The sequence below is a fragment of the Parabacteroides sp. AF14-59 genome (assembly GCF_003479515.1).
In the GTDB taxonomy this organism is placed as follows: domain Bacteria; phylum Bacteroidota; class Bacteroidia; order Bacteroidales; family Tannerellaceae; genus Parabacteroides; species Parabacteroides faecis.
On the sequence record NZ_QUHH01000007.1, the window covers coordinates 152,860 to 179,651 of the forward strand.

The 26,792-nt window shown below is 40.2% G+C and carries 20 protein-coding genes and 1 tRNA gene; 7 read left to right on the top strand and 14 right to left on the bottom strand.

From position 1 onward, the window contains the following. Window positions 1–250: 250 nt before the first annotated feature. A complete protein-coding gene (locus tag DWW23_RS10315) occupies window positions 251–859 on the bottom strand; it encodes a type 1 glutamine amidotransferase family protein (protein ID WP_122353200.1) in 609 nt (202 codons plus the stop codon). 127 nt (window positions 860–986) lie between these two features. Beyond that, window positions 987–1,880, bottom strand: coding sequence for a HEPN domain-containing protein (locus tag DWW23_RS10320; RefSeq protein ID WP_122353201.1), 894 nt, complete (start codon window positions 1,878–1,880; stop codon window positions 987–989). Window positions 1,881–2,104: 224 nt separating this feature from the next. Here DWW23_RS10320 and DWW23_RS10325 point away from each other — a divergent pair, with 224 nt between their 5' ends. Next, entirely contained in the window at window positions 2,105–2,506 is a 402-nt protein-coding gene (locus DWW23_RS10325; RefSeq protein ID WP_122353202.1) for a hypothetical protein, read from the top strand. A 690-nt stretch (window positions 2,507–3,196) separates the two neighbouring features. On the opposite strand, the gene DWW23_RS26425 is transcribed toward DWW23_RS10325, so the two are convergent. Beyond that, window positions 3,197–3,343, bottom strand: a complete 147-nt coding sequence (locus DWW23_RS26425) for a hypothetical protein (protein WP_158583172.1) — start codon at window positions 3,341–3,343, stop codon at window positions 3,197–3,199. Between the two features lie 91 nt (window positions 3,344–3,434). Between DWW23_RS26425 and DWW23_RS10330 the strand changes: the two genes are divergently transcribed. Next, window positions 3,435–4,004, top strand: a complete 570-nt coding sequence (locus tag DWW23_RS10330) for a Crp/Fnr family transcriptional regulator (protein ID WP_122353203.1) — start codon at window positions 3,435–3,437, stop codon at window positions 4,002–4,004. 95 nt (window positions 4,005–4,099) lie between these two features. Continuing rightward, entirely contained in the window at window positions 4,100–4,492 is a 393-nt protein-coding gene (locus DWW23_RS10335; protein ID WP_122353204.1) for a hypothetical protein, read from the top strand. A gap of 399 nt (window positions 4,493–4,891) precedes the next feature. Here DWW23_RS10335 and DWW23_RS10345 read toward each other — a convergent pair whose 3' ends face one another. The 5 genes from DWW23_RS10345 to DWW23_RS10365 form a co-directional block, all read right to left on the bottom strand. After that, a complete protein-coding gene (locus tag DWW23_RS10345; protein ID WP_122353205.1) occupies window positions 4,892–5,185 on the bottom strand; it encodes a nucleotidyltransferase family protein in 294 nt (97 codons plus the stop codon). Between the two features lie 243 nt (window positions 5,186–5,428). After that, window positions 5,429–5,510, bottom strand: a tRNA-Leu gene (locus DWW23_RS10350). An 82-nt stretch (window positions 5,511–5,592) separates the two neighbouring features. Continuing rightward, complete coding sequence (locus tag DWW23_RS10355) at window positions 5,593–6,603, bottom strand: S41 family peptidase (protein WP_122353206.1); 1,011 nt, start codon at window positions 6,601–6,603, stop codon at window positions 5,593–5,595. Window positions 6,604–6,612: 9 nt separating this feature from the next. Further along, window positions 6,613–7,482: a DUF3316 domain-containing protein gene (locus DWW23_RS10360; RefSeq protein WP_122353207.1), complete on the bottom strand. Its 870-nt coding sequence runs from the start codon at window positions 7,480–7,482 to the stop codon at window positions 6,613–6,615. Window positions 7,483–7,485: 3 nt separating this feature from the next. Continuing rightward, window positions 7,486–10,083, bottom strand: coding sequence for a DNA gyrase/topoisomerase IV subunit A (locus DWW23_RS10365; RefSeq protein ID WP_370449256.1), 2,598 nt, complete (start codon window positions 10,081–10,083; stop codon window positions 7,486–7,488). A 277-nt stretch (window positions 10,084–10,360) separates the two neighbouring features. Here DWW23_RS10365 and ilvA point away from each other — a divergent pair, with 277 nt between their 5' ends. After that, window positions 10,361–11,560: a threonine ammonia-lyase gene (ilvA, locus tag DWW23_RS10370; RefSeq protein WP_122353208.1), complete on the top strand. Its 1,200-nt coding sequence runs from the start codon at window positions 10,361–10,363 to the stop codon at window positions 11,558–11,560. 63 nt (window positions 11,561–11,623) lie between these two features. Here the strand turns inward: ilvA and DWW23_RS10375 are convergent, their stop codons facing one another. From DWW23_RS10375 to DWW23_RS10390, 4 genes are read right to left on the bottom strand one after another with little or no spacing between them, the layout of a single operon-like run. Then, window positions 11,624–12,991 (bottom strand): DUF3863 domain-containing protein, encoded by a 1,368-nt coding sequence (locus tag DWW23_RS10375; RefSeq protein ID WP_122353209.1) that lies wholly within the window; start codon window positions 12,989–12,991, stop codon window positions 11,624–11,626. A gap of 6 nt (window positions 12,992–12,997) precedes the next feature. Next, window positions 12,998–14,431 carry a DUF3863 domain-containing protein gene (locus tag DWW23_RS10380; protein WP_122353210.1) on the bottom strand — a complete coding sequence of 478 codons (1,434 nt, stop codon included), beginning with the start codon at window positions 14,429–14,431 and terminating at the stop codon, window positions 12,998–13,000. A gap of 24 nt (window positions 14,432–14,455) precedes the next feature. After that, a complete protein-coding gene (locus DWW23_RS10385) occupies window positions 14,456–16,120 on the bottom strand; it encodes a RagB/SusD family nutrient uptake outer membrane protein (protein ID WP_122353211.1) in 1,665 nt (554 codons plus the stop codon). 20 nt (window positions 16,121–16,140) lie between these two features. Further along, the gene (locus DWW23_RS10390) at window positions 16,141–19,362 is read right to left on the bottom strand and encodes a TonB-dependent receptor (protein ID WP_233564306.1); all 3,222 of its coding nucleotides are present in this window, start codon (window positions 19,360–19,362) and stop codon (window positions 16,141–16,143) included. A 366-nt stretch (window positions 19,363–19,728) separates the two neighbouring features. Here DWW23_RS10390 and DWW23_RS10395 point away from each other — a divergent pair, with 366 nt between their 5' ends. Both DWW23_RS10395 and DWW23_RS10400 read left to right on the top strand, forming a co-directional pair. Beyond that, a complete protein-coding gene (locus DWW23_RS10395; RefSeq protein WP_122353212.1) occupies window positions 19,729–20,112 on the top strand; it encodes a helix-turn-helix domain-containing protein in 384 nt (127 codons plus the stop codon). 51 nt (window positions 20,113–20,163) lie between these two features. Then, window positions 20,164–20,637: an arsenate reductase ArsC gene (locus tag DWW23_RS10400; protein ID WP_122353213.1), complete on the top strand. Its 474-nt coding sequence runs from the start codon at window positions 20,164–20,166 to the stop codon at window positions 20,635–20,637. Window positions 20,638–20,779: 142 nt separating this feature from the next. Here DWW23_RS10400 and DWW23_RS10405 read toward each other — a convergent pair whose 3' ends face one another. Further along, a complete protein-coding gene (locus DWW23_RS10405; RefSeq protein ID WP_122353214.1) occupies window positions 20,780–22,216 on the bottom strand; it encodes a Gfo/Idh/MocA family oxidoreductase in 1,437 nt (478 codons plus the stop codon). A gap of 140 nt (window positions 22,217–22,356) precedes the next feature. Beyond that, window positions 22,357–22,911 carry an NAD(P)H-dependent oxidoreductase gene (locus DWW23_RS10410; RefSeq protein WP_122353215.1) on the bottom strand — a complete coding sequence of 185 codons (555 nt, stop codon included), beginning with the start codon at window positions 22,909–22,911 and terminating at the stop codon, window positions 22,357–22,359. 574 nt (window positions 22,912–23,485) lie between these two features. Here DWW23_RS10410 and DWW23_RS10415 point away from each other — a divergent pair. Continuing rightward, window positions 23,486–26,776 carry a SusC/RagA family TonB-linked outer membrane protein gene (locus tag DWW23_RS10415; protein ID WP_122353216.1) on the top strand — a complete coding sequence of 1,097 codons (3,291 nt, stop codon included), beginning with the start codon at window positions 23,486–23,488 and terminating at the stop codon, window positions 26,774–26,776. The last annotated feature ends 16 nt before the right edge of the window (window positions 26,777–26,792 follow it).

Sequence of the window (26,792 nt, forward strand, 5' to 3'; positions counted from 1 at the left end):
GCCTCTAGCATAACTACCATACAGAATAATATATTCCGTCTGAGGTAATCTTTTCAGTATCTCTTTAACCAGAAATACCAAATCGTCCTGTTTGTCTTTCGGCAGATAAGCTATCGAGTCTTTCATTATGCTTGATTATGTACAACATTAAACACACAAATGTATAAAAAAAGCCGGACTGACTTAATCTTTTTATTCTAAATCATATACTTGCATTACGTTTCTATTTCTTGATCCAAGTATTTCATGTTTATTCTACCTCAGGTGCTTCCCAAACGCCTGTTTTATTCATTCGATAGCTTTTCTCTATCATTTTCGGAGTATATGCATCCAAAGCATAGAGTATTTCACGGCAGAACTCCAGTGCAGAAAATCCGTTGGCTGTTACAATGTTACCATCTCTTACTGCCGGGCTGTCGATATAGCGGCATTCACCTTTATAGCCTGCTCCGGCAAACGCTTTGATGTATTCCAATGCATTACTGGTGTGGTTCACCTCATCGAGAAACCCGTGCATCCCCAGAAAAACAGAAGCATTGCAGATACCTGCAACCAGTTTCTTATTCTCGATGGCATTTTTTACTAACGGTACAATCAGTTCGGCTTCCGGGGTAAACCAACTCATACCACCGATCAATACGATTCCCGCATAATCGGCAGGAATATCGTCGATGCTGTAATCGGGCAATATCTTGAAACCACCGCACGAAATGACAGGGTCTTTTGTCACCGACACCGTTTTGACCACATATTTACTCTTAATATCAGGCCCACAGCCGAAATTTAAGTACGGGCCAATATACGCGCCTTCCCAATCGGCAAAGTCTTTGAGCAGTATAAATAAAATCTCTTTTTTCATGATTTTGTTGCTGTTTAATTGTTGTTGTTAATAAACTGTTTTTCACATATAGATTTAACAATCTCTACAAACCGTTACGGCTCTTCGAGAATACTTAAACGTTGTACAGGGGTCAGGCTGGTATCATCTATATAGTACTCTGTTCCCCATACTCCTTTATCTTCGCCTCGCAAATCCGTTTCGCAATATCCCTGAGCAATTCGACTTTCGGGATAAGGGTATCGATATCCTCTTTCGTTACTACAAAATACGGGGTATACCTCGCTTCCACATAGGCTGCTTTTAAAAGTACAAAAAGTTGTTTTTCTTCAGGTGTATTTTGTGGAAACACAGTCCCCAGATCATCGGCATAGCGCCTTACAGAAGAAGATAACTTAGAAAGATTGTGTTGTTTGTTATTTCGTAAAGTAAAAGTCAAACGAATGGCATAATAGTAATTCTCACAAGCTTGATGTAAATAAAATGAAGACATTTGAAATCTCTCTCTTCCTTTATTCGTTACAGCATCATCAAAAAAGAAATTTCCCTTTTCAAATTTCTCATCAAAATACTCCTGCGCCTGTTCCTTTATTTCCGCAAAGTTCAGTTTTCTTCTACGTGATAATTTGTATTTACCACTGTTATACAAAACAATACCTTCCTGTTTAATCTGGGTATAGAAATACCGACCCTCTTCGAGATACTTATTTAACGCCTTAATATCATCAGTGATAAACTGAACAGGCGTATCGCGATCGAAATCTTTTCCGGAGAAGAAGATATCTTCTACATTATCCAGTACCGTTTCTGCCTTTTTATTGTTGAAACCGCTTGTTACCACATAGATATCGTAATCAGATATCTTGACTGTAGGAATACCACCGTCTTCAATTCGTACGCTACGACGCACATAATTACCTCTAGCATAACTACCATACAGAATAATATACTCCGCCTGAGGTAATCTTTTCAGTATCTCTTTAACCAGAAATCCCAAATCGTCCTGTTTATCTTTCGGCAGATAAGCTATCGAGTCTTTCATTATGCTTGATTATGTACAACATTAAACACACAAATGTATAAAAAAAGCCGGATTGACTTAATCTTTTTGATTCTAAATCATATATTTGCATTACGTTCCTGTTGTTATTTGTTTTGTCCACCAGTAGAAAACAAATAAGCCTATATAATACAGGTAATTAAAATATCATAGTATTAATAGAAGCTTGATTCTTCCGGATCAGGCATAAAAAGGAACGTATTCATATGGACAATAATAATATAATTGGTATAAAAAGCTATTACTATCTACTGCAACAAATTACTTCTTTATTAGATCTGTCATTACCAGAAATCAGACAGAAATATAGAAACTATCCATATTGCTTAATTGACTATTTCGAAAAAGATGTGGAAGAAAAATCGATTGAGATACGATTTGACCAGGAAGAGTTTACGATAACCTGTCTTTTTAGCGATGAAGGTAAATGCCAGTCCGTATATTTATTCCCTGATAAGAATGAATATGTAACAAAATTCATTTCTTATCTGGAGATAACCCAGAACTATGACTATGTAAAAAATAGATGGACAGCACCCAGTTGTTATATAAAAGCGGAAGCAATCAGCCATTTACCCTGTGATATTTGCCTGATGTTTTATAATTAATTGCATAGCCCTAAACAATAAAGGACTACCCCAAAAGCCTCTTTATACTTTTTTACAGGCACGGATTATACGGATTTGACAAATTGTTTATTGATCAGAACAATGAAATCTGTGTAATCCGTACTTGAGTTATATTATTATGAAGGACTCACAAATATCAAACTGTCAATTCAACCCACCTATGAAAAAGCTGTACGGGAGAGAATCAACACCTGTTGCCTTTTATGCCACTGTCAGCAACTTAAGAAATAACATAACCACCTTGCTCTAATCAAATAGAACAGCATTATGCCACCTATATCAAATAAAACAAAACAATCGACCAAATATTTATCGTACATACCACATATTGTCAATTTACTTACAACACTCATTCACCATGTTATAGAACAAAAAAATGTTATTCAACATGCTTTTATACTACAAAATAACTTCTAAAAAGGCCAAAATCAACATTCATTAACAAATAATTTTCCTTTAAATAAATCTCCATCTCGTTTAAAATGAAAAAAAACTCGTTTTAAACGAGATGTAAAATCCTTTTAAACGAATTACAAAAGTCATATACCTAAAAAATATTGTTAAATATTGTATCCAGCACTTTTCTATAATACTAATTTAGCACAACACACAAGTTACAAATAAGTCTATAATAAAATCTTTTTTATTGAAAATAGGAGCACTATTATTTCATTTTGTCAAATCCCACAACTTTACTTCAAAAGTCCGTGTTGCCATCTTACCATTGATCTGTTTCAACATACGGACTACATAATAATAAGCAACAGAATGAGTTATTAAAGCCTGTTCCTCTACATAGTCATAGTAAATATTCAATACATCTTTTTCAAAATGTGGTTTTAGATATACTTGCCGAAGCCTCCACTATTGAAAAATCATATCTTTGCAAATATAAACGGATTACAATATGGTGAACTTCAATGAATACATAAATGAGATTGACTTCTCAGAATTTGAAAAGTACTTTTTGGAAAAGGGAAAGTCTATTGAGATTAAAAAGAAGGATTATTTTGTTAGACAAAATGAACCATGTAAGTATGTGGGATTTGTCGAAAGTGGTCTTTTTAGATATACTCGTATTAATACTGTCGGTAACGAATCTATTGTCGGTTATAGTTTTACCGAAGAGTTTGTGTGTGATTACCCATCACTGATTAAGCATACGGGATCATTAACTAATATTCAAGCTGTTACAGATTGTTCTGTATGTGTGTTATCTATGAAAGAACTGAATGATTTTTGGGAAACAAACATAAATACTCAACGTTTTGGTAGATTGGTTGCAGAAGAAATATTTGTAGAAATGTATCAACGGCTACTTGGCTTTTATTGTGAGACAGCAGAGCAGCGTTATGTTGCGCTACTAAAACGCTGTACAAACCTCCCTCAGCATATTACTTTAAAAGAGATAGCCTCGTTTCTTAGTGTGACACCTGAAACCGTCAGCCATATACGGAGAAAACTACGGCAAAAATGAAAGTCTTGAAGTATTTCAAGCTTTTTTTTATTCATGTTCTCTAATTTTGCAGGTAGTATTATTCCTTGAATTATTATCAATTAAAATATAGTTACATGAAAAATTTATTCAGAACATTTGTAATACTATTTTTGGCAATCGCATCTACTTCTTGCAGTAATAATAATGATTTTAGATTTGACTCTGAATCATTGAAACAGACGACATGGGAGGGAGTTAATCTCGTAACCGATGGAGATAAAATTCTAAGGACAATAAATATTGAGATGCAATTCTTTGATACACAGAATGGTCAATATATTCTTCGGGAAGACGGATTCGGAACCGAGGTCTATGAGTTTAACTATTCCATTGAAGGTAAAATCATGAATATAGAGGACGGACCTCTTTTTAGTAAACGTACTATTTTAGAATTTAGTAAAGATAAAATGGTATTAGAAGCACTTAATTCATATAAATCGACACTTACCTTAAATCGACGATATTAACGAAACTGTTTATCGCCAATTATTACTACCATTTGATAATTAAAGGAAATCATAAGCAAGGGGGAACTTGCTCTCAAATGGGAGTAAAGTATCCCTTTGCTTGTTTTCGGAAGTTCGTAAATCCTCAATATCAATCTCATTATTAATCATTTAGAAATTAAAAACGACGAATAGATTAACAAAGATGAGCCACCGAAGCATTGACGACAGTGGTAAATTATTTTTGTTAATGTAGCATCTATTGATGAAAATATTTATTTCAATCTTATTTGTGTATCAATCTCTCAACTCCACTAGGTGTTGTTAAGAAATCATCTGGAGTAAGTATCGTTTCCGACCTCTTTAATATTCTGTCTAAAGCTGTCTGTATTTTCGTTAAAGAAGAACGGATTAACTCTGTCACACATAAATACCCTCCTTTTCAATTCGATTTTTCAAAAAGGAATCCATTTGGTCACGCAATCGGACAATATCAACATTACAACCGAACAGGTTTTGTAAATCTTCTTTTATATGAACTAAAGCAAACATATTTGGTTTTGAAGTCTCCAGATAAACATCAACATCACTATCCTCTGTTTGCTCTCCTCTGGCGACAGAGCCAAATATCCCCATACGAATAATGCTATATTTAGAAGCGTTCTTCGCCATATAATCACGCAAGATGTTTACATATTCAGCCGTTGATTTCATATCTTCTTAATCATTTGATACAAAAATACGTGTTCAAATGGAAAAATCAAATAGGATTACTCACAAATCACTTTTTTGCCTTCCTATTTATTAGTACCTAATCCCCGATTTGGCACCTGAAAAGTATTATTTCGACCTGATTTATCTATTTCAGAAAGAAGGAAGAAGATACTGTAATCACTTAATAAACAGTGTATAACAAAAAAATCCTCCCGAACGAATTCAGAAGGATTTTACATTTTGTGCGGCTGAAGGGACTCGAACCCCCACGCCGTGAAGCACCAGATCCTAAGTCTGGCGTGGCTACCAATTACACCACAGCCGCATTTGGTTTGCGGTGCAAAGGTAAGTCTTTTTTATTAATTTGCAAGTATTTCAGTGGAGATTTTATTTTTGTTAGGTTCCGGTTAATCGGCTGTAGATAAAACATGTCCGATAGCAGCCTCAATAATAGTATCTTTCCCCTTTTTCATATCCTCTTCGGTCATGGATACTTTTTCATCCGGTTCAATGCCAAACTCTGTATGCTTTTTGTCTGCATCCAGTATGGGACAGGCAGAAAAACGGATACCCCATCCAATAGGCAGCTCCGAGCTGAACGGGAAGCCGCTACCACCTCCGGTACAATCTCCCATAACTGTCACATGAGGTAATAAACGCATGATACTCACTAAATTATTCGTAGCACTGTAACACTGGCGATTTGTTAGAACAATCACCGGCTTAGTCCAACGAAGCCTGTCGGAAGGCGAAAGATACAGAGGATAGGGAGAGGAGAAATCCGTATGGCCGTTACCTGTTTTATAAGTGACATAACCGGTCAGTATTTTTTCTTCCAGAAAACGTTGGGTGATACGGTCGGAATTAGACATGGCCCCTCCTCCATTATTACGTACGTCCAGAATCAGCCCCCTACAATCTTTAAAATGAATGAACATGTTATCCAGATTACTCTCGCCGACTCCACTGGAGAAATTACCATAATATACATAGCCAACCTGATCATTGGACAGACGCTTGTATTTCAATCCTCCGGCAATTTTATAATCTGTCCCCAGATAATTCTTTTGTATCTCTGCATTGAAATTCGCCGGATAATCTTCATACCAGGCCCAATAACGCGCCACATCAAAGGAAGAGAACAGATTGGTATGCCCGTCTTTCAATTCTGCCAACATCTTACCCAAGACTTCAAACAGGTCATACTGGCTCATCGTCTCATTGATCTGCACGCTGTAACGGTCGTGCACCTCATCCCAATCGATATCCTTAAATTCAAAAAAACAATAGTTCTCATCCAGGATCTGCCAGAGAGCCTCGAAGTTATCGCGGGGAGAAGGGTTATATTTATCCGCCTTTTCGCAAGCCGAAAAAAGAATACCGACCAACAACAAATAATATATGATGCGTAACTTCATCTTCCGTTCTTAATAGTAGGCACTGCTGTACTCATGCGTCTTTTTCAGGCGCTTTCCTCCAAAAGAAACAAACTCCTTCACCAGCCCGATCATAAATGAATTGGATAGTACATGCGTTTTAACCCCGTTTACATCTGTCCGGTACATACTGTTCAGATAACCCGCCCGGACAGTAAAATTCGCTACTGGGAAATCGAAAGTAAAGTAATTCCTCATCGCGAATTTATTATGGAGCGAACTGAATTTGATCACGCCACCACGGTCTCCCTGACTAAGATAATAATAAGGTTGCCCTTTATGGATAGCGAACAAAGCACCGATAAAAGGTATCTCCATCTGGTAACGGAAAGTTATGGGATAATTCCTGATTTTAAAACCATAAATACCCATAGCAGAAAAGTTCAGATCCAGATCGGCCTTTCCCGAAGCCGGGTTATTGCTGTTACGGGTATTGTAGATAAAACCACCCGACAAGCGCGCCGAAGCACCGGCAAGCACTTTCAGGTTCGGTACTATATTCGTAAAACGATAATGATATCCAAGCGAGTAATCCACGAAGCCGATATAATCAGTTGCAACATCGGCTGCATTCCGGGTGGAGGCAAACTCGACATTAAGGAATTGTTGCCGCGAGACATTGTAATTCGCCAGGCGGACAACTTTCATCCGTTCGTTCAATATCCTCAGTCCCCACCCCGTATATTTAGTTTCTATTCCGGGAGTCAGATACGTATCCATTACATTATACCCACCCACTCCGATCATCGTTGCCTCATTCACTGACCGCGGAATATCATCCTCCTCACTTTCGTCCGTCTGGGCCGCTAAGGGAAACACCAGACAAGAGAACAAAATCATCAGAGAGGCAACCGTCTTCATAGGCTATTCGTCAAAGAGTTTCATCTGCCCGGTTATCTCGTCTATAATATCCGAATCACTTTCATTCTGTCCGGCATCATTATTATCAGGAGTTTCTCCGTTATCTCCGCCCGGTTGTTCCGCCGGGGCAAAGCGGGTTGGCTCCAGTTCGTTGACCGTCTCCACATCAAATGTAGAGATACGTTTTCCTTTCGCCTTGAAACCTTTCACGCCGATAAACTCTTCGGCATCCAATACCATCGGTTCACGGAAATCGTCATGCCCGCCGAATACCACTTCAATGCGCGGATACGTCTCATCCGTAAGCAGCAATAAACGACTTTTCGGATTTTCACCCAGGAAGTTCTGTTTCTTACTTCCGGCTTCCAGCACAAAACGTTTCAGATAAGGATATTTCTGGTCAGCATCATACAAAGCCGCTGTCCAGACTTTATTGGAATTGAATTTCTCTATAATCTGTATATTGTCGTCGTAATGGTTACTCAAATCGAAGTTCGTCGTATAGAAATCACCATTACGCAAGATTACCAGGATCAAGTCGTCACTCTGGAATTCACCCAGTTCATCACCACGGCCGTCATAGTTCAGACGCAACACATCCCAGTCGAACCAAACCTGACGTCCTCCAAGTGTAGAGCTACCTTTTTGTTTCAGGCTGATCTTGTGAACATCCGCTTTCGTCAGGATATTACCCATCGAACCACGTCCTTTAATAGCAATCTCACTGAAATCCTTTTCAAAGACAAGCAACTTCTGGCGTGGCTTCGGCTTCAGGATTACTTTAACCGTTTCGGCTTCTCCATTCGGATTCGCACTGAAATACAGTACACGTGAACCTTCCGTTCCTTTAGTTACGTCATATTCCTTATCACGGGTCACTCCGGTTACGGCAAAACGTTTGATGTAATTAAATCCGACTTTTCCGTCACGGTAAATAACATTATAGATGGTTCGGGTATCGTTCCGTTTGAAGACATTCACATACAAAACGTCTTTCCCGACAAACATCTTGTCGCTGACCTTTACGATCTTATAAGTTCCGTTCCGGTAGAACAGGATGATATCGTCTATGTCCGAACAATTACAAACATATTCGTCCTTTTTAAGGCTCATACCCATGAAACCTTCCGCACGGTTGATATATAGCTTTTCGTTCGCTTCCACCACCTTCGTTGCTTCGATCGTATCGAAGTTGCGCACTTCGGTCATACGCGGATAGTTCTTGCCGTATTTTTCTTTCAACATGGTAAACCAGTTGATCGTATACTCGACAATGTTATCCAGATGGTGATTGATACGCTCTATTTCTTCGCGGATCTGGGCGATCAGGGCATTACTCTTTTCCGAATTGAATTTCAGGATACGTCCCATCTTGATCTCCATCAGTTTGAGGATATCATCGCGAGTCACTTCCCGGATAAAATCAGGCTTGAACGGAGTCAGGCGCAAGTCGATATGGGCAACCGCCTCATCCATATCTTTGGAGTTTTCAAACTCGGCATCTTTATAGATACGCTCTTCAATGAAGATTTTTTCAAGAGAGGCGAAGAACAAGGTTTCTTCCTGCTCGGCCTTCTGGATCTGAAGTTCCGTACGCAGCAGATGCAGCGTATCGTCTGCCGAATGGCGCAACACATCACTAACCTTCAGAAAGTGAGGCTTGTTGTCCATGATCACACAGCAGTTGGGCGAAATACTGATCTCGCAATCGGTAAAGGCATACAGCGCATCGATCGTTTTATCCGAGGAAACGCCCGGAGCCAGGTGCACAAGAATCTCTACATCCTTTGCCGTATTATCGTCTACCTTCCTGATCTTGATCTTACCCTTGTCGTTTGCTTTCAGGATCGACTCGATCAGGGAAGAGGTTGTCCTTCCGTAAGGAATTTCACTGATAACCAAAGTTTTGTTATCCAGCTTCGTGATTTTGGAACGTACTTTTACCGAGCCACCACGTTCGCCGTCATTATATTTAGAGACATCGATATAGCCACCTGTCTGGAAGTCCGGATATAAAGCAAATTCCTCCCCTTTCAGATAAGCGATTGAGGCATCCAACAATTCATTAAAATTGTGCGGAAGTATTTTAGAAGAAAGACCGACAGCAATCCCTTCCACCCCCTGGGCCAGCAACAACGGGAATTTCACCGGCAAAGTGACCGGTTCCTTGTTACGTCCGTCATAGGAGAGTTGCCAAAGGGTTGTCTTTGGGTTGAATACTGTTTCAAGAGCAAATTTAGAAAGACGCGCTTCGATATAACGGGGAGCAGCAGCACCGTCACCGGTCAGAATATTACCCCAGTTCCCCTGACAGTCGATCAACAGGTCTTTTTGCCCTAGTTGTACCAGCGCATCGCCGATAGACTGGTCTCCGTGAGGATGAAACTGCATGGTATGCCCCACGATATTAGCGACCTTATTATACCGGCCGTCATCCAATCGCCTCATCGAGTGAAGGATACGACGCTGTACCGGTTTCAGTCCGTCATTAATATGCGGCACGGCACGTTCAAGGATCACGTACGAAGCGTAATCCAAAAACCAATCCTGATACATCCCTGACAGATGATAGGACACACGGCCTTCGCCCTTCCCGGGTATTTTATATTCCGAATGTGTAGCAGCATCAGATTGCCCGTTTTCCTGAGAATCTGTATTTGTTTGCTCTATTTCCTCGTTTTCGTTTTCCTCTGTGAATTCTTCAATATCCTCTGGTTTCATATACTTATATGGTGCTCTTTCTTCTTTTTCAGCCTCTAACCGGAAAACAATTTCCAGCGTGTAAATATACGAAATATTGGCGAGATAATAAAAAAGCATTCCAGTTTCAGTGAGATATCTGATTTCTGGCTATATTTGCTCCCTCAAAATTACATTCATGCTCACACTCGATAAGATATATCAGGCATCTTTTGCCCTGAAAACGGTTATCCGTCGCACAGACTTGATCAGTGCACCAAATATCAATCCGGAGTCACATATTTATCTGAAACCGGAAAACTTACAGATCACAGGATCATTTAAAGTCCGTGGCGCCTGCTTCAAAATCTCACAACTTACAGAAGAAGAGAAAGCAAAAGGTGTCGTAGCCTGCTCTGCCGGCAACCACGCCCAGGGAGTTGCATTGGCTGCGACCACTCACGGTATCAAATCCCTTATCTGTTTGCCGGATAATGCTCCGATCTCTAAAATAGAAGCCACCAAATGGTATGGAGCAGATGTCTGCCTGGTGGAAGGCGTGTATGACGATGCTTACCAGAAGGCGTTGAAATTAAGAGATGAAAAGGGATACACCTTCGTCCATCCTTTTGACGATGAAGACGTTATTGCCGGACAAGGTACAATCGGACTGGAATTACTGGAACAGCTACCGGAACTGGATGCTGTGATCGTACCGATCGGTGGCGGCGGACTGATCTCCGGGGTGGCTTTTGCGATCAAGCATTTGAATCCGAACGTAAAAATATACGGTGTACAGGCCAGTGGTGCCCCAAGTATGCTGAACTCGATCGAACATAACAAAATTGAGCGTATGGGGTTCGTCCGTACCATAGCCGACGGCATTGCCGTGAAGGAACCGGGCGAGCATACCTTCGAGTATTGCCGTAAGTATGTGGATGAAATCGTTACGGTCAATGACGACGAGATATCGACAGCGATCCTGGCATTGATCGAACAGCATAAACTAATTGCAGAAGGTGCCGGTGCGGTAGCTGTAGCCGCTGCGATGTTCAATAAAGTTCCCATCAAAGGGAAAAAGGCGATCTGCCTGGTTTCGGGCGGTAACATCGACGTTACGATCCTGTCACGCGTTATCGGACGTGGTTTACAGAAATCCGGCCGTTCCTATACCATGACTATCGAACTGGTAGATAAACCCGGACAGTTGCAACATGTCTCCGAGATCATTGCCCGTACAGGAGCGAATGTAGTATCCGTTCACCATGAACGGGTCAGCCATACAGCCGACATCAACGGTTGTTATCTCCGTCTGGAAATGGAAACCCGCAACCAGGAACATATCGACCAGATACAGTACACGTTGACGGCAGCAGGGTATAAAATCATTCCAGGGTAAAATAATCAGGCAGGATCAATCGATCCTGCCTGATTATTTTAGTAGATGCTATTGTTTTTCTTTTTAAAAACCAAGATTAATACCTTCTTTAAGGATCAGCGCCTTCTGTTCCTCAGATAGTTGATTCTTAGAAATTGGAGCATCTTGTTTACGAGTTTGCTTTTGATTAATATCACCAAACAAAGTCCAGTTACGAGTAGATCCGGATTTTGGTTCCTGCGCCTTTACATCATAACGAGTAAAATCGATAATCTGCTCTTTTTGCGTATTCAAATCCTTTAAAATAGCCAATCTGAAACTTTTATTCATATACCAATAAATCTCTTTATCAGCGTCAGAACCGCCAATTCCAGAACCTTTTTCATAAAACCGATAATCAAAGTTATTCTCTTTATATTCAGATCTCCACAACAATCCAAATTCACCCTGAGTAATAAATTTAACTTCCGGCCAACGATTCCGAATTTCCTGCAACCATTTTGTCAGTCCTTTTGTATCGATATCCAAAGAGAGCTCCCAACAATTTGTCACCCATGCAAAACCATTTCTCTTGAAACCATCATCAAAGTGAATTGCAGTTGAGTGCATCATCTCTTGTAAACCTTTATCATCCCCGTGAGCTCGCAATGTCTCGATCGGACCGACTCCCATACGACTGTTAAATCCATCTGCAAAACCTTCACGACGGGCAGCTAAAAAATCCATTGTCCAACCATCCAGATTCACACAATCGACAAAATCCTCTTTTCCCTGAGCCGGTTTACAGAAATGTTCTATAGAAGGATAAAACGGATAACTAACCGCCCCGTCACCATCCTGGTTGTCGATTGCATATTGACTCCAAATATTCCCCTGACAAACATGAACACCCTCTTTTTCAGCTAAATATTGCTGATTCTTGGCAGACAAAAAACCGGCAACAATACTATTGGGCCTGTACGAATCACCTACAATTTCCGATACACGTTGTAAGCCTTCATGCAAATCCTTATTAACCTGTTCCGTTGAATTATACGCATTTGCAAAATAAGCACCCGGAATAAAGGTAATCTCATCACCATATTTATGATGATAATCCACCACCAACTGACGAATTTTCTGATAATTGGCAGTCGTGTCATGCAAAGCCAACCAGCTAAATGCCCATGTTATCTTAGAACCGGGAAAACCTTTTTCAATCGCATCACGGAACTGTATTACCCTTTCAGGTGTATGCCATGCCCGTTCATCCTCTCCAACACTTTTATCTCTGGTCACTTCAATCTGATTGACTCGGATAATCGTATTAAATGTCAGAAAACGATTCTCTTTTAAAGTAAGTTTAGATTGATCAGCATCCACTGAACTATAAGAAGTTCCTTCCGCACATATATTATTCGACACAAATGATGCGAATAAGCAACAGAAAAGTATAGTTTTTATGTTTTTCATATGTTATTAAAATAATTCCGGATAATACTTTTTAATCAATGCCTGATCCTCTGAATCCAAAGCATTCAACTCTTTAGGTTCATCCTGCGGGCGAAGATTCTTTTGGTTGATTCTGTTTATCAAACTCCAGTCCCGAACCGGATGTTCAGGCGAGGGATCTTTCGGTTCTTCAGCAGGTAAATCATAACGAGTAAAATCAATCACCAAAGTAGGAGATTTCTTGTTATGCCAGTCACGCAACAATGCCAAACGAAATTCCTTGTTCATAAACCAACGGATTTCCAGATTATTATAAGAATCGCCTAGACCGGAACCTCTTTCAATGAATCTATAATTCCAATCGTCATTCGACTTATATTCGGCTCTCCATAATTCACCAAATTCACCATAAGTTACAAAATGGACATCCGGCCAACGTCTTTTTGTATCACCGACCCATTTCTCTAAAGCTCCGCAAATCAAATCTTTACCGAACTCATAATACATCTGAGTTTCCCAAATATTAGTAACCCATCCAAAACCATTCAGCTCCATTCCTTTGTCAAAATGAATAGATTGCGTATGCATTACTTCACGATGTCCTAAATCCAACCCCCAACCTTTATAGGTTTCGATCGGTCCGACACCACGACGACTATTATAGCCTGTAATTTCATGTCCGCTCTGTCCTGCACGACGGGCACAGATAAAATCCATTGTCCAACCATCCAGATTGACACAATCGATAAAATCATTCTTCCCCTGAGCCGGTTTACAGAAATGTTCAGTAGATGGATAAAACGGATAAGAAGGTGAGCCATCAGCCCCACCGCCATCAATACTATGCTGGCTCCAAATAACGGCATGGGCTACATGGATATTTTCTTTTTCAGCCAAATACTTCAAATTGTCTGCAGAAAGGAATCCCCCCATAATACATTTAGGACGATAACCATGACCAACCATATTCGAAATAATCTGAATGGCTTCCGACATTTCACGGTTGATACGTTCGCGGGGTAAATACATGGCAGGAAAATAACCTGGGAAATAAGAGATTTCATCACCATACCTCTTTTGACATTCCACCACATATTCACGAATTTCACAATAATTTTTGCGCTGGTCTTCCAATGCATTCAATGTAAATCCCCATGTCAAACGACCATCCGGATTATTTTTAGCAAATGATTCACGCAAATCACGAACCGATTCAAGTGTATGCCAGTCCACCTCATCACGCGGATGCAGCTTGACATCTCTAGATACTTCCCAAGGTGTAGTTCGGATCATGAAACATAATGTCACAAACCGACTCCCATTCAGTTGCATTGGTTTTACAGATATTTCCGATACCACGGGTGTCTCAGCCTTCACCTCAACAACAAAAGTCGACAGACATATCCCAACCAATGCGACCAAACAGCCTTTTAACAAGTTTTTAGTTGTTATATTTTTCATTCTACAAAACTAAAACAAATCAAATTACCAACCAGGATTATTCGGTGCCAAATTCGGATTTAAGAATAGTTCATCCAAAGGCAATGAATAATAGTAATGCTTCGGAGTTTCAAAATGACGATTTTCGGCTGGTTCTACAATTAAGAAACCATCCTTATCCGTCAAACCCGGATTACCATCGTTCAGTACATTTAGATTTTCATATTCAGAACCTTTCAGCTTAATACCACGAAGAGCTTCAGTTAATTCTTTTTCGGCAGTTTTCCAACGTCTCAAATCATCCCGCCTGAAACCTTCGAATGCCAACTCTATAGTACGTTCACAACGAATCTCTGTCTGCATATCTAAGCCATTACTTGTAACAAAAGCATTCGTTAACGGAGGCATCTCCACGCCTTTACGAGATCTGATAACATTGATCGTCTTATTCAATAACTCATCACTAATCGCTCCATCCTTTTCAAAAGTAGCCTCTGCCAAAATCAACAGTACTTCCGGGTATCTGATAATATGATAGTCGAAAGCATCCTTGTCCGATGGATTTGAGGTTTCCGCCATAAATTTGTATAATTTATATCCTGTACGAGTTTCAGGACGCACTGTAAATGATGCTGTACAAGAATCTGTTCCGATCTGCGGACTCCAATAAATGGTTTTAGGCATAAGAAATGTTTGTTTCATACGCGGATCCCGATTTTCATATTCACTTTCAATTGTCGCATAACCTTTAAATTCGGAATCAGCATTCTCAATCGGTAAACCGGTACTTTTGCATCGGTACATATCTGCCAATTTCTTCGTCGGCGTACCTCTCCAACCCCAATAAACAGAATGGGCTGTCCCATGATAGCGAATATCTTCATAATAGCGGCTATCCAAAATACCTTCCGGAGAATCATCGCCAGCATCGATAAACAAATAACGATAACTTTCATCCCCGGAACCTTCATATAACGCATACTCTTTACTGTCAACGACTTTTTGCGCTGCATCAATCGCCTGTTGTAATAATTGCTGATAGTCTGAACGATGTTGCTGATATTTTGCCCAGGTTCCGGCGAACAATGCCACTCTTGCTTTCAAAGCCAGAGCTGCCCCCTGCGTGACACGCCCTTTTTCTTCGGATGTTAATTCACTCTGCAATGGTAACGACTGCCAGACAGCATCCAACTCCGACAAAATAAAGTTCTCGACTTCTTCCTGAGTGTCACGACTACCATATAACTCCGAAGACTCGACATCCAGCACTTTCGTCAAAATAGGTACATCATTGAATTTTTTCATCAAACGCCAATGCGTGTAAGCTCTAAAAAAACGTGCCTCAGCCACATAGCGTTCTATCTCAGCCTGATCCCCTTCATATAGCGCTGCCTTTTCAATAATTATATTACAATGGCGCAAATCTTCAAAACGATCAGACCAGTCTGTATCGCTATTCGGTGCTATCAATGTCCCGTTACTTGTTGTATTCTCACTCATCTCATAACCTATATCACTATCCGTATCCTTGGTATCGAATGATTCCGTACGGGAATATAGCCAATTTGCTTCTTTCATAAAATCCTCCGGAGTTTTCCAATAAAGCTCGTCAGGCAAATTGTCTTTAGGTAACAAATCTATATCCTGACAGCCGGAAAACAATAAAGTCGCAGAGATTAAGCCTCCCAATAATATTTTATATTTCTTCATGATCTTTTGATTTTTAGTTTTTAAAATACAACATTGACGCCAAAAGAGTAATTACGGGCAAAAGGATAAGATGTAATCTGACCATCTTCTTCCGGATCCCAACCTCCTGGTGTATTATGAATTTCAAACAAATCCTCACCGGAAAAATAAACACGAAGCTTTTGTAATCCGATCTTGGCAGTAACAGATGAAGGAATAGTATATCCTAACTGCAAATTCTTCAAACGAGCATATCCTACATTATGTTTTGTGTTTGTAGAATAATAATAATTATAACCTCGCTTACTTGTCGACGTAATCGCAGGATACTGTGCATCAGTTCTTTCTGCCGTCCATGTTTTCCCATACCAATAGGCTGCCGACTGGAACCATGCTTCTGCCATTGGCTTATTGGCCACGTCTTCCAAAAACATTGTCCTACGACCAACTCCCTGGATAAATGCACTGAAATCAAACCCTTTATATGCTGCGCTCAGATTCATACCGAAATTGTATCGTGGATTCTTATCACCCAAATACTTCACGTCACCGCTCCCTTCTTTACCATCGCCTAAAACAGAAAGTTTTCCATCGCCTAAAACAGAAAGTTTTCCATCGCCATCCAGATCTTTATATTTAGCATCACCAACGCTTAAATCTCCGGGAATACCACCATTCGGGAAACGGGCAATATAATCTTTCAACTCCTGCTCATTCTGGATAATGCCATCAAACTCATATCCGAAAAAAGAATTTAGCGGATAGTCGGTCGGAGTTTCATTCAGTCCTAACTTGATCAAATTACTGCCGACTCTCTCTACCACCTGGTTACGAGCATCACTCAAATTAAAACGGACAGAATAACTGAAGTCATTTATTTGATCTCTCCAACCCAGTGCTACCTCCCAACCTCTAATACTCAAATGTCCGCTGTTCGTACTCGGAGCATCAGCTCCTAACATGGAAGGATACGTTTTCGGTATCAACATATTCTTATTCTCTTTCCAGAAATAATCAAACGATCCATACAGACGGTTTTTCAATGTTGCAAAATCCAAACCTATATTTGTCGTCTGGATAGTTTCCCATGTACGGGATGTCGAAACAATATTACCAGACTTTGCCATCTGCCCTTTTGTTCCGCCACCAAATGGATAATAATCGCTACTCAAAGAAATCAACTGGATATAATCATATAAGCCAATACCGGACTGATTACCCATCTCACCATAAGAAGCTCTCACCTTCAAGTCATCAAACAGATTCAGATTTTTCATAAAACCTTCTTCACCAAGCCTCCAGGCAGCATTCACTCCCGGAAAATATCCCCAGCGATGATCCGGATCAAATCTGGAGCTACCATCTGCACGAAGTGTTCCTTCAATAATATATCTGTTCTTAAACGTATAATTTACTCTCGAGAAGAAAGAATTGATCGTCCATGCATTGCCTTCACTCCACGCCGATTGATTTTCAGAACCACCCAATTGTAAAGACATGTTCTCCTGCTGATCAAAATTAATACGTTTAGCAGTGAACTTATCATAATTCTGAGATTCATGAGAAGTTCCCACCATTACGCTCAGGTCATGTAAATCGTTGAAATTCTTTTTATAATCAGCATATAATGTGAAATTCTTCGACAATGTTTTCGAATAACGGCGTTCTGCATTATTCGGTGTACGGGCAGTTCTATGATTTACATCTTCCCAATTACGGCTATAAATAATTTTATTTGTCACATTCTCATCAAAGTCATATTTACGGATAACAGCTTGTCCTACCAGATCCAAACCATCAATAACATTCCAACGAAGCTGATTATTCACAGTGACATTCCCTGTCGTTTTATTAGCCATACCACCTTCTTCCAAAACCTGGGCCGGGTTATCAAAACCTTCAAATGTATAAAAATTTCCAGCCGGATTACGTAATGGTGTCCATGAACGAGTTTTATAAATCAACTCCCATATATTCTGTCCCTCCGTTAAGCCTGAAGAATAATCCCGATTACTTGCTTCATAAGCAAGATTAAGGTCATAAGTCAAATTCTTAAAGATTTCAATACTGGATTTTGCACGAACAAAATAGCGCTTGTTGAGGTCTTTCCCGAATTTAGGTAATCCCTCTTCACGTTGATGTCCTAAAGAAACCAAATAAGAATATCTTTCACCACCACCGGAAATATTTACATTATAATTCTGCATATTACCATTCCCGATAACTATATCGTTCCAATCCTGGTTTTTAAAAAACTTAGGATAAATATTACCCCAACGCCCCCATTCTACTCCAGTCAATATCTGATCACTATTTTGCCTGATCAACTCCAAATCTTCTTTTGTATATTCAATAGGGAAAGAACCATCCGTTATTTCCAATGCCATTTCTGCATGTTGCAGCAAACTGGCTGTCTTCTTTAGCAGAGCAGGAGTCTTCACTGAATAATAAGCATCAAAACTAACTGTAGTTTTCTGATTGCGCTTACCACTTTTTGTTGTGATTAAAACAACACCATCGGATGCACGCGCTCCATAAATAGCAGCTGTACCATCTTTCAATACAGATACATTTTCGATATCAGAAGGATTAATTAAATTAATATCACCTTCCGCACCATCAATCAGAACAAGTGGAGTACCACCATTAATAGAAGACACATCACGAATCTTCATCGTTGTTTCCGCCCCCGGGGCACCACCTCCGGAACGAGTAATCGTCAAACCCGGAACTTCACCCTGCAAAGCTGTCACTGCGTTTTGAACAGGACGAGCTTCAAATGCTTTGGCATCCGCTGTAGCAACAGCACCACCTAGATTTGCTCTTTTCACAGTACCGTAACCAACAACAACAACTTCCTCTAAAGCTTGAGTATCTTCTTTGAGTACTATATTCAAACTCGTTTGTTGCTTTACTTTAACCTCCTGAGTTAAATATCCTATATAAGAAATGGAAATAACTGTTTCCGAAGGTACATCCAGCAAAAAGCTACCATTAATATCTGTAATAGTACCCAAAGTTGTACCTTTAGTCGAAACATTTGCTCCAATAATAGGCTCTCCATTTGTATCTGTAACTTTCCCGGTAATCCGGATAATTTTATCTGCTGAGTTACTTTTTGTAATAATTATTTGATCATCTTGATAGGAAGCTTTTTGTTCCTTTGCATTCCCAGCCAGGCAGGAAAACAGTAAAACAGTTAAAACTAACAGACTGATTTTATTTTTATTATAATCTGATAGTATTAGAAAAGTTAATTTCATATCTTTGTTTTATTAAAAGTGAAACTTTATTTTAATAGCATTATTAATGTGGGATCCTTTTGATGTCAAAAACCGGGAAGAAAGGTCGCAAACTTTGATCTTCCTGGTTTTCTTTTTTACATATTCTCTCCTCCTATAAGTTTATTGATTTATAATTATAGTCATTTTGCTTGCTTTCCTTTTTTAACAAGATGAACATTAGATATAAAGACCTTAGCATCAGTCTGCATTTTCTTCTTTTATTGAATTAAGAATTATAAAATATTTTTACTTTACAAAGTTAAACTGAAAAGAGATTATATTATATCCACCTAATTTGTTACTTTTGACCGATAAAAGAAGAATATTATTCAATTTTTTACTACTATGGCTACAGATTTAAAAAAATTAGTGGGGCAACGCCTTCAATTACTTCGCTTAGAGAAAAATCTCACTCAGGAACAAATGAGTGAAAAGCTCAATCTTTCTACCAGTGCCTATTGTAAAATTGAATATGGAGAAACAGACCTGACTCTTACCCGTCTGAACAAAATAGCAGAAGTACTCAATATGTCGGCTGTTGAACTTTTCACACGAATAGAGGGTGATACCTATAATAACTACCCCAAAGACCATGGTCGGGTATGGATCACACGTGACAGTAGCATAGTAAATGTCGACAACAATGATGATCTCCGCGAATTGGTTAAGTCAAATTCGCGTCTTATCGAAGTTCTTTTGAAAAGGATAGAGGATCTCGAGAAGAAATAAGGGAACAAATACATATCTTTGTTTTTTTGAAAAACATATATATTCCCAAACGTGAAAATATTAATATTATGTACCGGCAACAGTTGCCGCAGCCAAATGGCGCAAGGTTGGTTACAGTCTTTCGACAAGAATCTGATCGTTTGTTCGGCAGGAACAGAGCCGGAAAAAGAAGTGAATCCGCTAGCTATCAAAACGATGAGCAATTCTGGTATCGATATAAGTCACCATATACCTAAATCGATAAATGAATATCTGAACGAACCCTGGGATTATGTCATTACAGTTTGCGGTGAAGCTAATGACAACTGTCCGGTTTTCAAAGGAAAAGTCAGACATCGTGTGCATATCGGTTTTTACGATCCATCTAAAGCCAAAGGAACACCCGAATTTATAGAAAGTGAATTTCGTCGGATATGTAATCAGATCAAAACAAAAATGTATGATTTTTACACTGACGAAATACAAAATGGCGATGGTGGTCCCACATGTACCTGTGGAGCAAACAGATTTTGCAGGTGTAATTAATAGTCAAAGCCGGATCCTATATTTACCGGCTTTAGCCACTTTGTTTTCCCGGATATTTTATAACTTGTAATGTTTGAAGGTTGAAAAAATAAAAGCCCAAAATATATTTTGATTAATACACTTTGGGCTTCTGCTTTTTATATTATACATTATAATATTGTTCCCATCCTTTACGCGGAGGCTGACCGGACAGCATCTGGTTGGCGAAGTCGTCATTTACGATCTCCTTGGTATCGCGGTCGAATACCAATTTGCGGTTCAGATGTTGTGCCAATACGCCAAGACAGAATACCTGGCTTAACGGACCTGCTATCGAGAACGGTGAACGTGTCTTTTCTTTTCCCTGACAAGCCAACAGGAAGTTTGCATAATGGTTTGACGGGCTTTTCTGGTATTCAGGAAGAGTCGGATTCATTTCTTTGGCGATTTTATCCGGGATAACAGACAAGGTGCTACCATGAGAACCGCCCTTAAATGTCAATGTCTTTGAATATATTTCCTTTCCGGGATTCAGTTTCATCAACTGAAGTTTTCCACCGGCTACAGTCGGTATGTTCGGATCGACATCTGAAGAACCAAAGTTTTCAGGTACAGGAGGAATATTATCCAAACCATCATACCAGGTTACATCAACAGCCGGCATGTTTCCTCTTTCCGGGAATTTGAATAAGATCGTAGAAGACATCGGGAAGAAGAAATTGTTATGATCTTTCAGATAGATCGGATTCACTTCGGAAGGTAATCCCATATCCAGAAATTCATGAGCCGTATCGAGGATATGTGCTCCCCAGTCGCCCAGCGCGCCCATACCGAAATCATACCAGCAACGCCACTGTCCCATATGATAATCATGGTTATAATCGTGATGTTGCACTACACCCAGCCAGGTATCCCAATCCATTGTTTCAGGAACAGGCTCTCCCATCGGCATATGTTTGATATTCGGATTCCATCCGTGCCAGCGGCGCGGAGAGTTCATGTGTGCGGTGATGGCTGTCACATCCTTGATCAATCCGGCTTCTTTCCATGCCTTGAACTGGAAATAATTCGCTTCCGAGTGGCCCTGGTTACCCATCTGTGTAACAACACCGTATTTCTTTTCGCCCCGCATCATCAGCTCTATCTCCTGGAAAGTACGGGCCATCGGTTTCTCTACATATACATGTTTTCCATGTGCCATCGCTTCGATCGTGATCGGGAAATGGGCATGGTCGGGAACACCTACCGTCACCGCATCGATCTTTCCGGCCATCTGATCGAACATCTTACGGAAATCCTGATAACGGGGAACTTTCGGGAACATAGATATCAACTCTTGTGTATGCGCTGCACCCATATCCACATCACACAGGGCCACTACATTACACAATCCGGTCTTATACAATTCTTTGGCTATTTCACCACCACGGTTTCCAATGCCAATAAATGCAATATTCACTTTCTCGTTCGCACTAACGAACGGTACACCCGGCATTGCACCCGCTTTCGAAGGGATCCAAAACGAAGGAATTGCAGTTGCAGCCGATAAAGCCAATGCCCGTTTCAGGAACGAGCGACGTGAGATGTCTTCTGATTTCATGGTATTCTTTATTAGATAATTAATTACTGTTTGCGCAAACATTAAAAACATCAACTTCGCAAAAATAGATATTTTTTATTGATTTAAAAGAATTTGAGGAAGAAAGTTCTCAAATTAATCCGATCCTCATCATATAGTAATTACCAAATATTCTGCATCGTATGGTCTGTCAATGCAGCTTCTACCCTCTGTTTATAAGCTTCAGCCCCGGCCACAATGTTTCTGGAAGCATCCGCGCTACCTATTCCATAGACAACCAATGGCGTGTGCCAGGTCATTCCGGCATGTATCGCACAACCCTGGTAAGGACGTAGAAGTTCATCCATAGTAAAACCATTCCGCCCTCCACTGCGATAAGCAGCATACTCCGACCCTGTCGTCGTAACGATCTGCAACGGTTTACCGGCTACTGCAGGTGTTTTCGCCAGCGAAGTAAAAACTTCATCCAGCCATCGCTTTAAAAGCGAAGGAGCCGACATCCAGTAAAAAGGAAATTGAAAAATAATCATCGAAGCATCAGAGATGATCGTACTCCACAGATTTACATCGAAAGATTGATCCTGATATTCATACAGATCATATACCATGACACCGTCAATATCCTTTACCGCATCGGCTAGAGCTTTGTTTGCCTGTGATTCCTTCAGGTTAGGATGAGCCAGAAGAATTACTACTTTTTTTGAACCGTCATTCATAATATTACTTTTTTAATAATGTAAAGTCGCATTCTAATTATGTTTTTACAAAAATAAAGAAATCTATGAAATTACAACAAATAAAATAAATTATGATCGAACGATCATCGGAATTACAATCGATCTGAAAAAAGAGTTATTCCGGAACGAGGGAGAAATGAAAGCTATCTGATTTTAACATATAAAAACATTATTCATTTCCTATGCAGTTCCGATTAAAATTCAAATTAATTATATGGTTTACAAATATATAGTTACTATTTGATAGTTTTCCAAGTGATATTGTTCTAGTAGAACTTATTCATAAATTCTATTAAAATCAGATTTTCAGTTAACACTTAATTCTCGATCTCCTGATATCGTAAACTAATTACAACTAATTTGTTACAAAATTAACTCTTTTAAGACACGGAACTGCTCCGTTGACGAATTTAAAACATATTTAGCCTATTTTAGCCAAATAATGATACTTCCATTTTGACAGCATTCCATAGTTCTACTAGAACTATAACAATTTAAATATGCTGAAACAAACATACACACATCTATTTTTTTACCTATAAATCAAACGCTTATGTCTAAAAAATTAACATTTCCAAGCTTGATTTTGCTTGCCGGTGCATTGGTCTCTCCATTAGGAGCCTATGCAGATGTAGTACCCGACAAGCAAAGTGTAAACATTTCACAACAGAGTGGACAAGTCACCGGAGTTGTAGAGGATTCAATGGGTCCGGTTATTGGAGCATCTGTTATTATTAAGGGAACCACAAGTGGGATTATGACGGACCTCGATGGTAAATTCACGCTAAACGATGTCAAAAAAGGTCAAACCTTACAGGTATCTTTTGTTGGTTATAAAACAAAAGAAGTCGTCTACAACGGCCAGGCAACACTGAAAATCTTTATTGAAGAAGATTCACAAGCTCTGGAAGAAGTTGTTGTAACAGCTCTGGGTATGTCCCGTGATAAGAAATCACTCGGTTACGCCATGACAGAACTAAAGGGAGATGAAATCGCCAAAGTAAACTCTCCAAACCCAATCAATGGACTACAAGGTAAAGTTGCCGGTGTACAGATCAACATGGGTAACTCCGGGCCACAGTCTTCACAACGTATCATTATTCGTGGTAATACTTCTTTGGGAGGTAACAACCAGCCGATTTTCGTGATCGACGGTATTATCATCGACAATGAGGTAACAAAAACAGGAGCAGGACAAGACTGGGGTAATGACCTGAAGAACCTGAATGCCGATGACTTCGAGTCGATGTCTGTATTGAAAGGTGCTGCCGCAACTGCTTTGTATGGTTCGCGTGCTTCCAACGGTGTGATCCTGATCACAACCAAAAAAGGCCGTAAAGGTGAAGGTATAGGTGTTTCCGTTTCACATACGCAGCAATGGGAAAACATCTATGCGACACCGGATTTGCAAAACGAATTCGGATCCGGTTCTTCTCCGGCATGGGCACAGAACCCCGACGGTAGCGAAAACCGATACACTTCTGCCGGTCGTAGCTTCGGTCCTCGTTTCGACGGCAAACCGTTCTATGTGGATGGCCAGGAAATGATCTATTCCGCCAAAGACAACAACTTGAAAAATCTTTATCAGACCGGACACTACATGAACACCAACGTTGCTTTGCAAGGTGGTTCCGAAAAAAGTGCATTCCGTTTCTCTTATTCAAACCTGCAGTCAGAGGGGTTGACTTTCAACAATGAATTCAAGCGTAATTCATTCAGTTTAAACGCATCCCACGATATCAGTTCACGCTTGAAAGCTGAAGGCGGATTCTCATATATCGAATCGACCGCCCAGAATCCGACAAGACAGGGAGGCTCGGGATCTCCGATCTATGACTTCATGTACAGCATCGCCCGTGAATATGATACTGATTACTGGTTGAATAACAAAAACTATGTCAGTCCGGCCGGCGACGGTTACAACTCATTAGATCCGTATGGCTATTCTAAAACGATCTACGACTACCTGGAAAATATCTATACACAGGACGAAATGAGTGTACGTGCTTTCTTGAATCTGGATCTTAAAATATTGGATTGGTTGTCATTGAAAGTAAAAGGCGATATTTACAAGCTATATACCACTAACGAATCAAAAGTAATGGCTACAGGTGCCAGCAAGTACGACGGTGCGGCTTATAAAATCCATGAAAATAAGAAAGACCAGTACAAAATTACCGGTATGTTGACTGCTAACCATTCTTTCGATGATTTCAATATCAGCGGTAGCGTAGCAGTAGAACAGTGGGATACCAAAAGGGGATACCACAAAACCAACTCGGAGAATGGCTTGCGCGTTCCTGGTTTGTTCGATATGACAAACTCCGTTAATAAAGCGACAACAGAAGTCAGATATAATACTGACAGAAAACGCATCAACTCCATCTACGCTTTTGCCAATATGGATTATAAAGGGGTTTATTTCCTGGATATAACAGGACGTAACGACTGGTCGTCTGCATTGATCTATGAAAACGGAACAGGACACACCTCTTACTTCTACCCGTCGGTTGGTGCTTCCTGGTTGTTTGCCGAAGGTTTGCGCGATGCGATACCTGAATTTATCTCTTTCGGTAAGTTGAGAGCTTCTTATGCTATCGTAGGTAACGACTGTGCTCCTTATCTGACAACCGGTACCGGTTATTATGCATTCGACAACACATTCGACAACCAGCTTAACGGTGGAACTTATCCTTATTACAAATTCGACAAGGACGAATTACCGAACTTGAATTTGAAACCGGAGAAACAGCACTCCATCGAAATAGGTTTGGATATGCGTTTCTTTAAAAACCGTCTCGGCTTCGACTTTGCATGGTATAAGACCAATACAAAGAACCAGATCCTGGCATTGCCGATCGCATCCGAATCCGGTGTTTCAAAACGTTGGATCAATGCCGGAGACATCCAGAACAAAGGTATCGAATTATTGATTACCGGTACTCCGATCGAAACGAAAGACTGGCGCTGGGATTTGTCTTTCAACCTGACGCGCAACAGAAACAAGATCGTCTCTTTGTTTGAAGGCGTTGAGAAATACCAGTTAGTAGGAGGTGGTACGGATACACAGGCATGGGCTACCGTAGGCGGCGCTTATGGTGATATCTACACTTCTTATGCTTACACACGCAACGAAAATGGCGAAAAACTGTTGAACGCAGACGGTTCTTATCCTCGTTCAAATAAAAGTGAGAAAATCGGTTCTTTACAGCCTAAATTCTTGTGGGGAGCCACCACTTCCGTAAGCTGGAAAGGCATTACGCTGAATGCTGTAATCGATGCCCGTTTCGGCGGAGACGTCTTCTCGGCAAGTTACTATTATGGTATGAATTCGGGGAACGTTAAATCTTCATTGACCGGTCGTGACACACAATACGGCGGTTTACCTCGTACATTGAGCGATGGAAGAGTGGTTAACGACGGTGTAATCCCGGAAGGCGTATTTATACCGGGTACGGAAATCAAAGGAGTGGACGTTTCCGGCAAGAGTTATCAGTATGCTTACGATCAAGGATTAGTCGATCCGTTATCTGCTTACAAATATTATGACAACGTGTACAGTTGGTCCGGAGGTATCCGTGAAGAAGGTATCCATAAATGTTCATGGGTTGCCTTACGTGAAGTTTCCGTACATTGGCAATTGCCTAAAAAATGGGTGAACAAAGCCTACATTCAAAATGCAAGTATCGGCTTAATGGCCCGTAACTTAGGATTCCTGTATAACAGTCTGCCGGACAATATTCACCCGGAAGGCCTGAATACATCTTACAGCTCTGAATATATGGAAAGCGGTGGTGCCGTATTCTCACGCAACATTGGTTTCAGTGTTAACGTTTCATTCTAATCACCTTTATAATTAA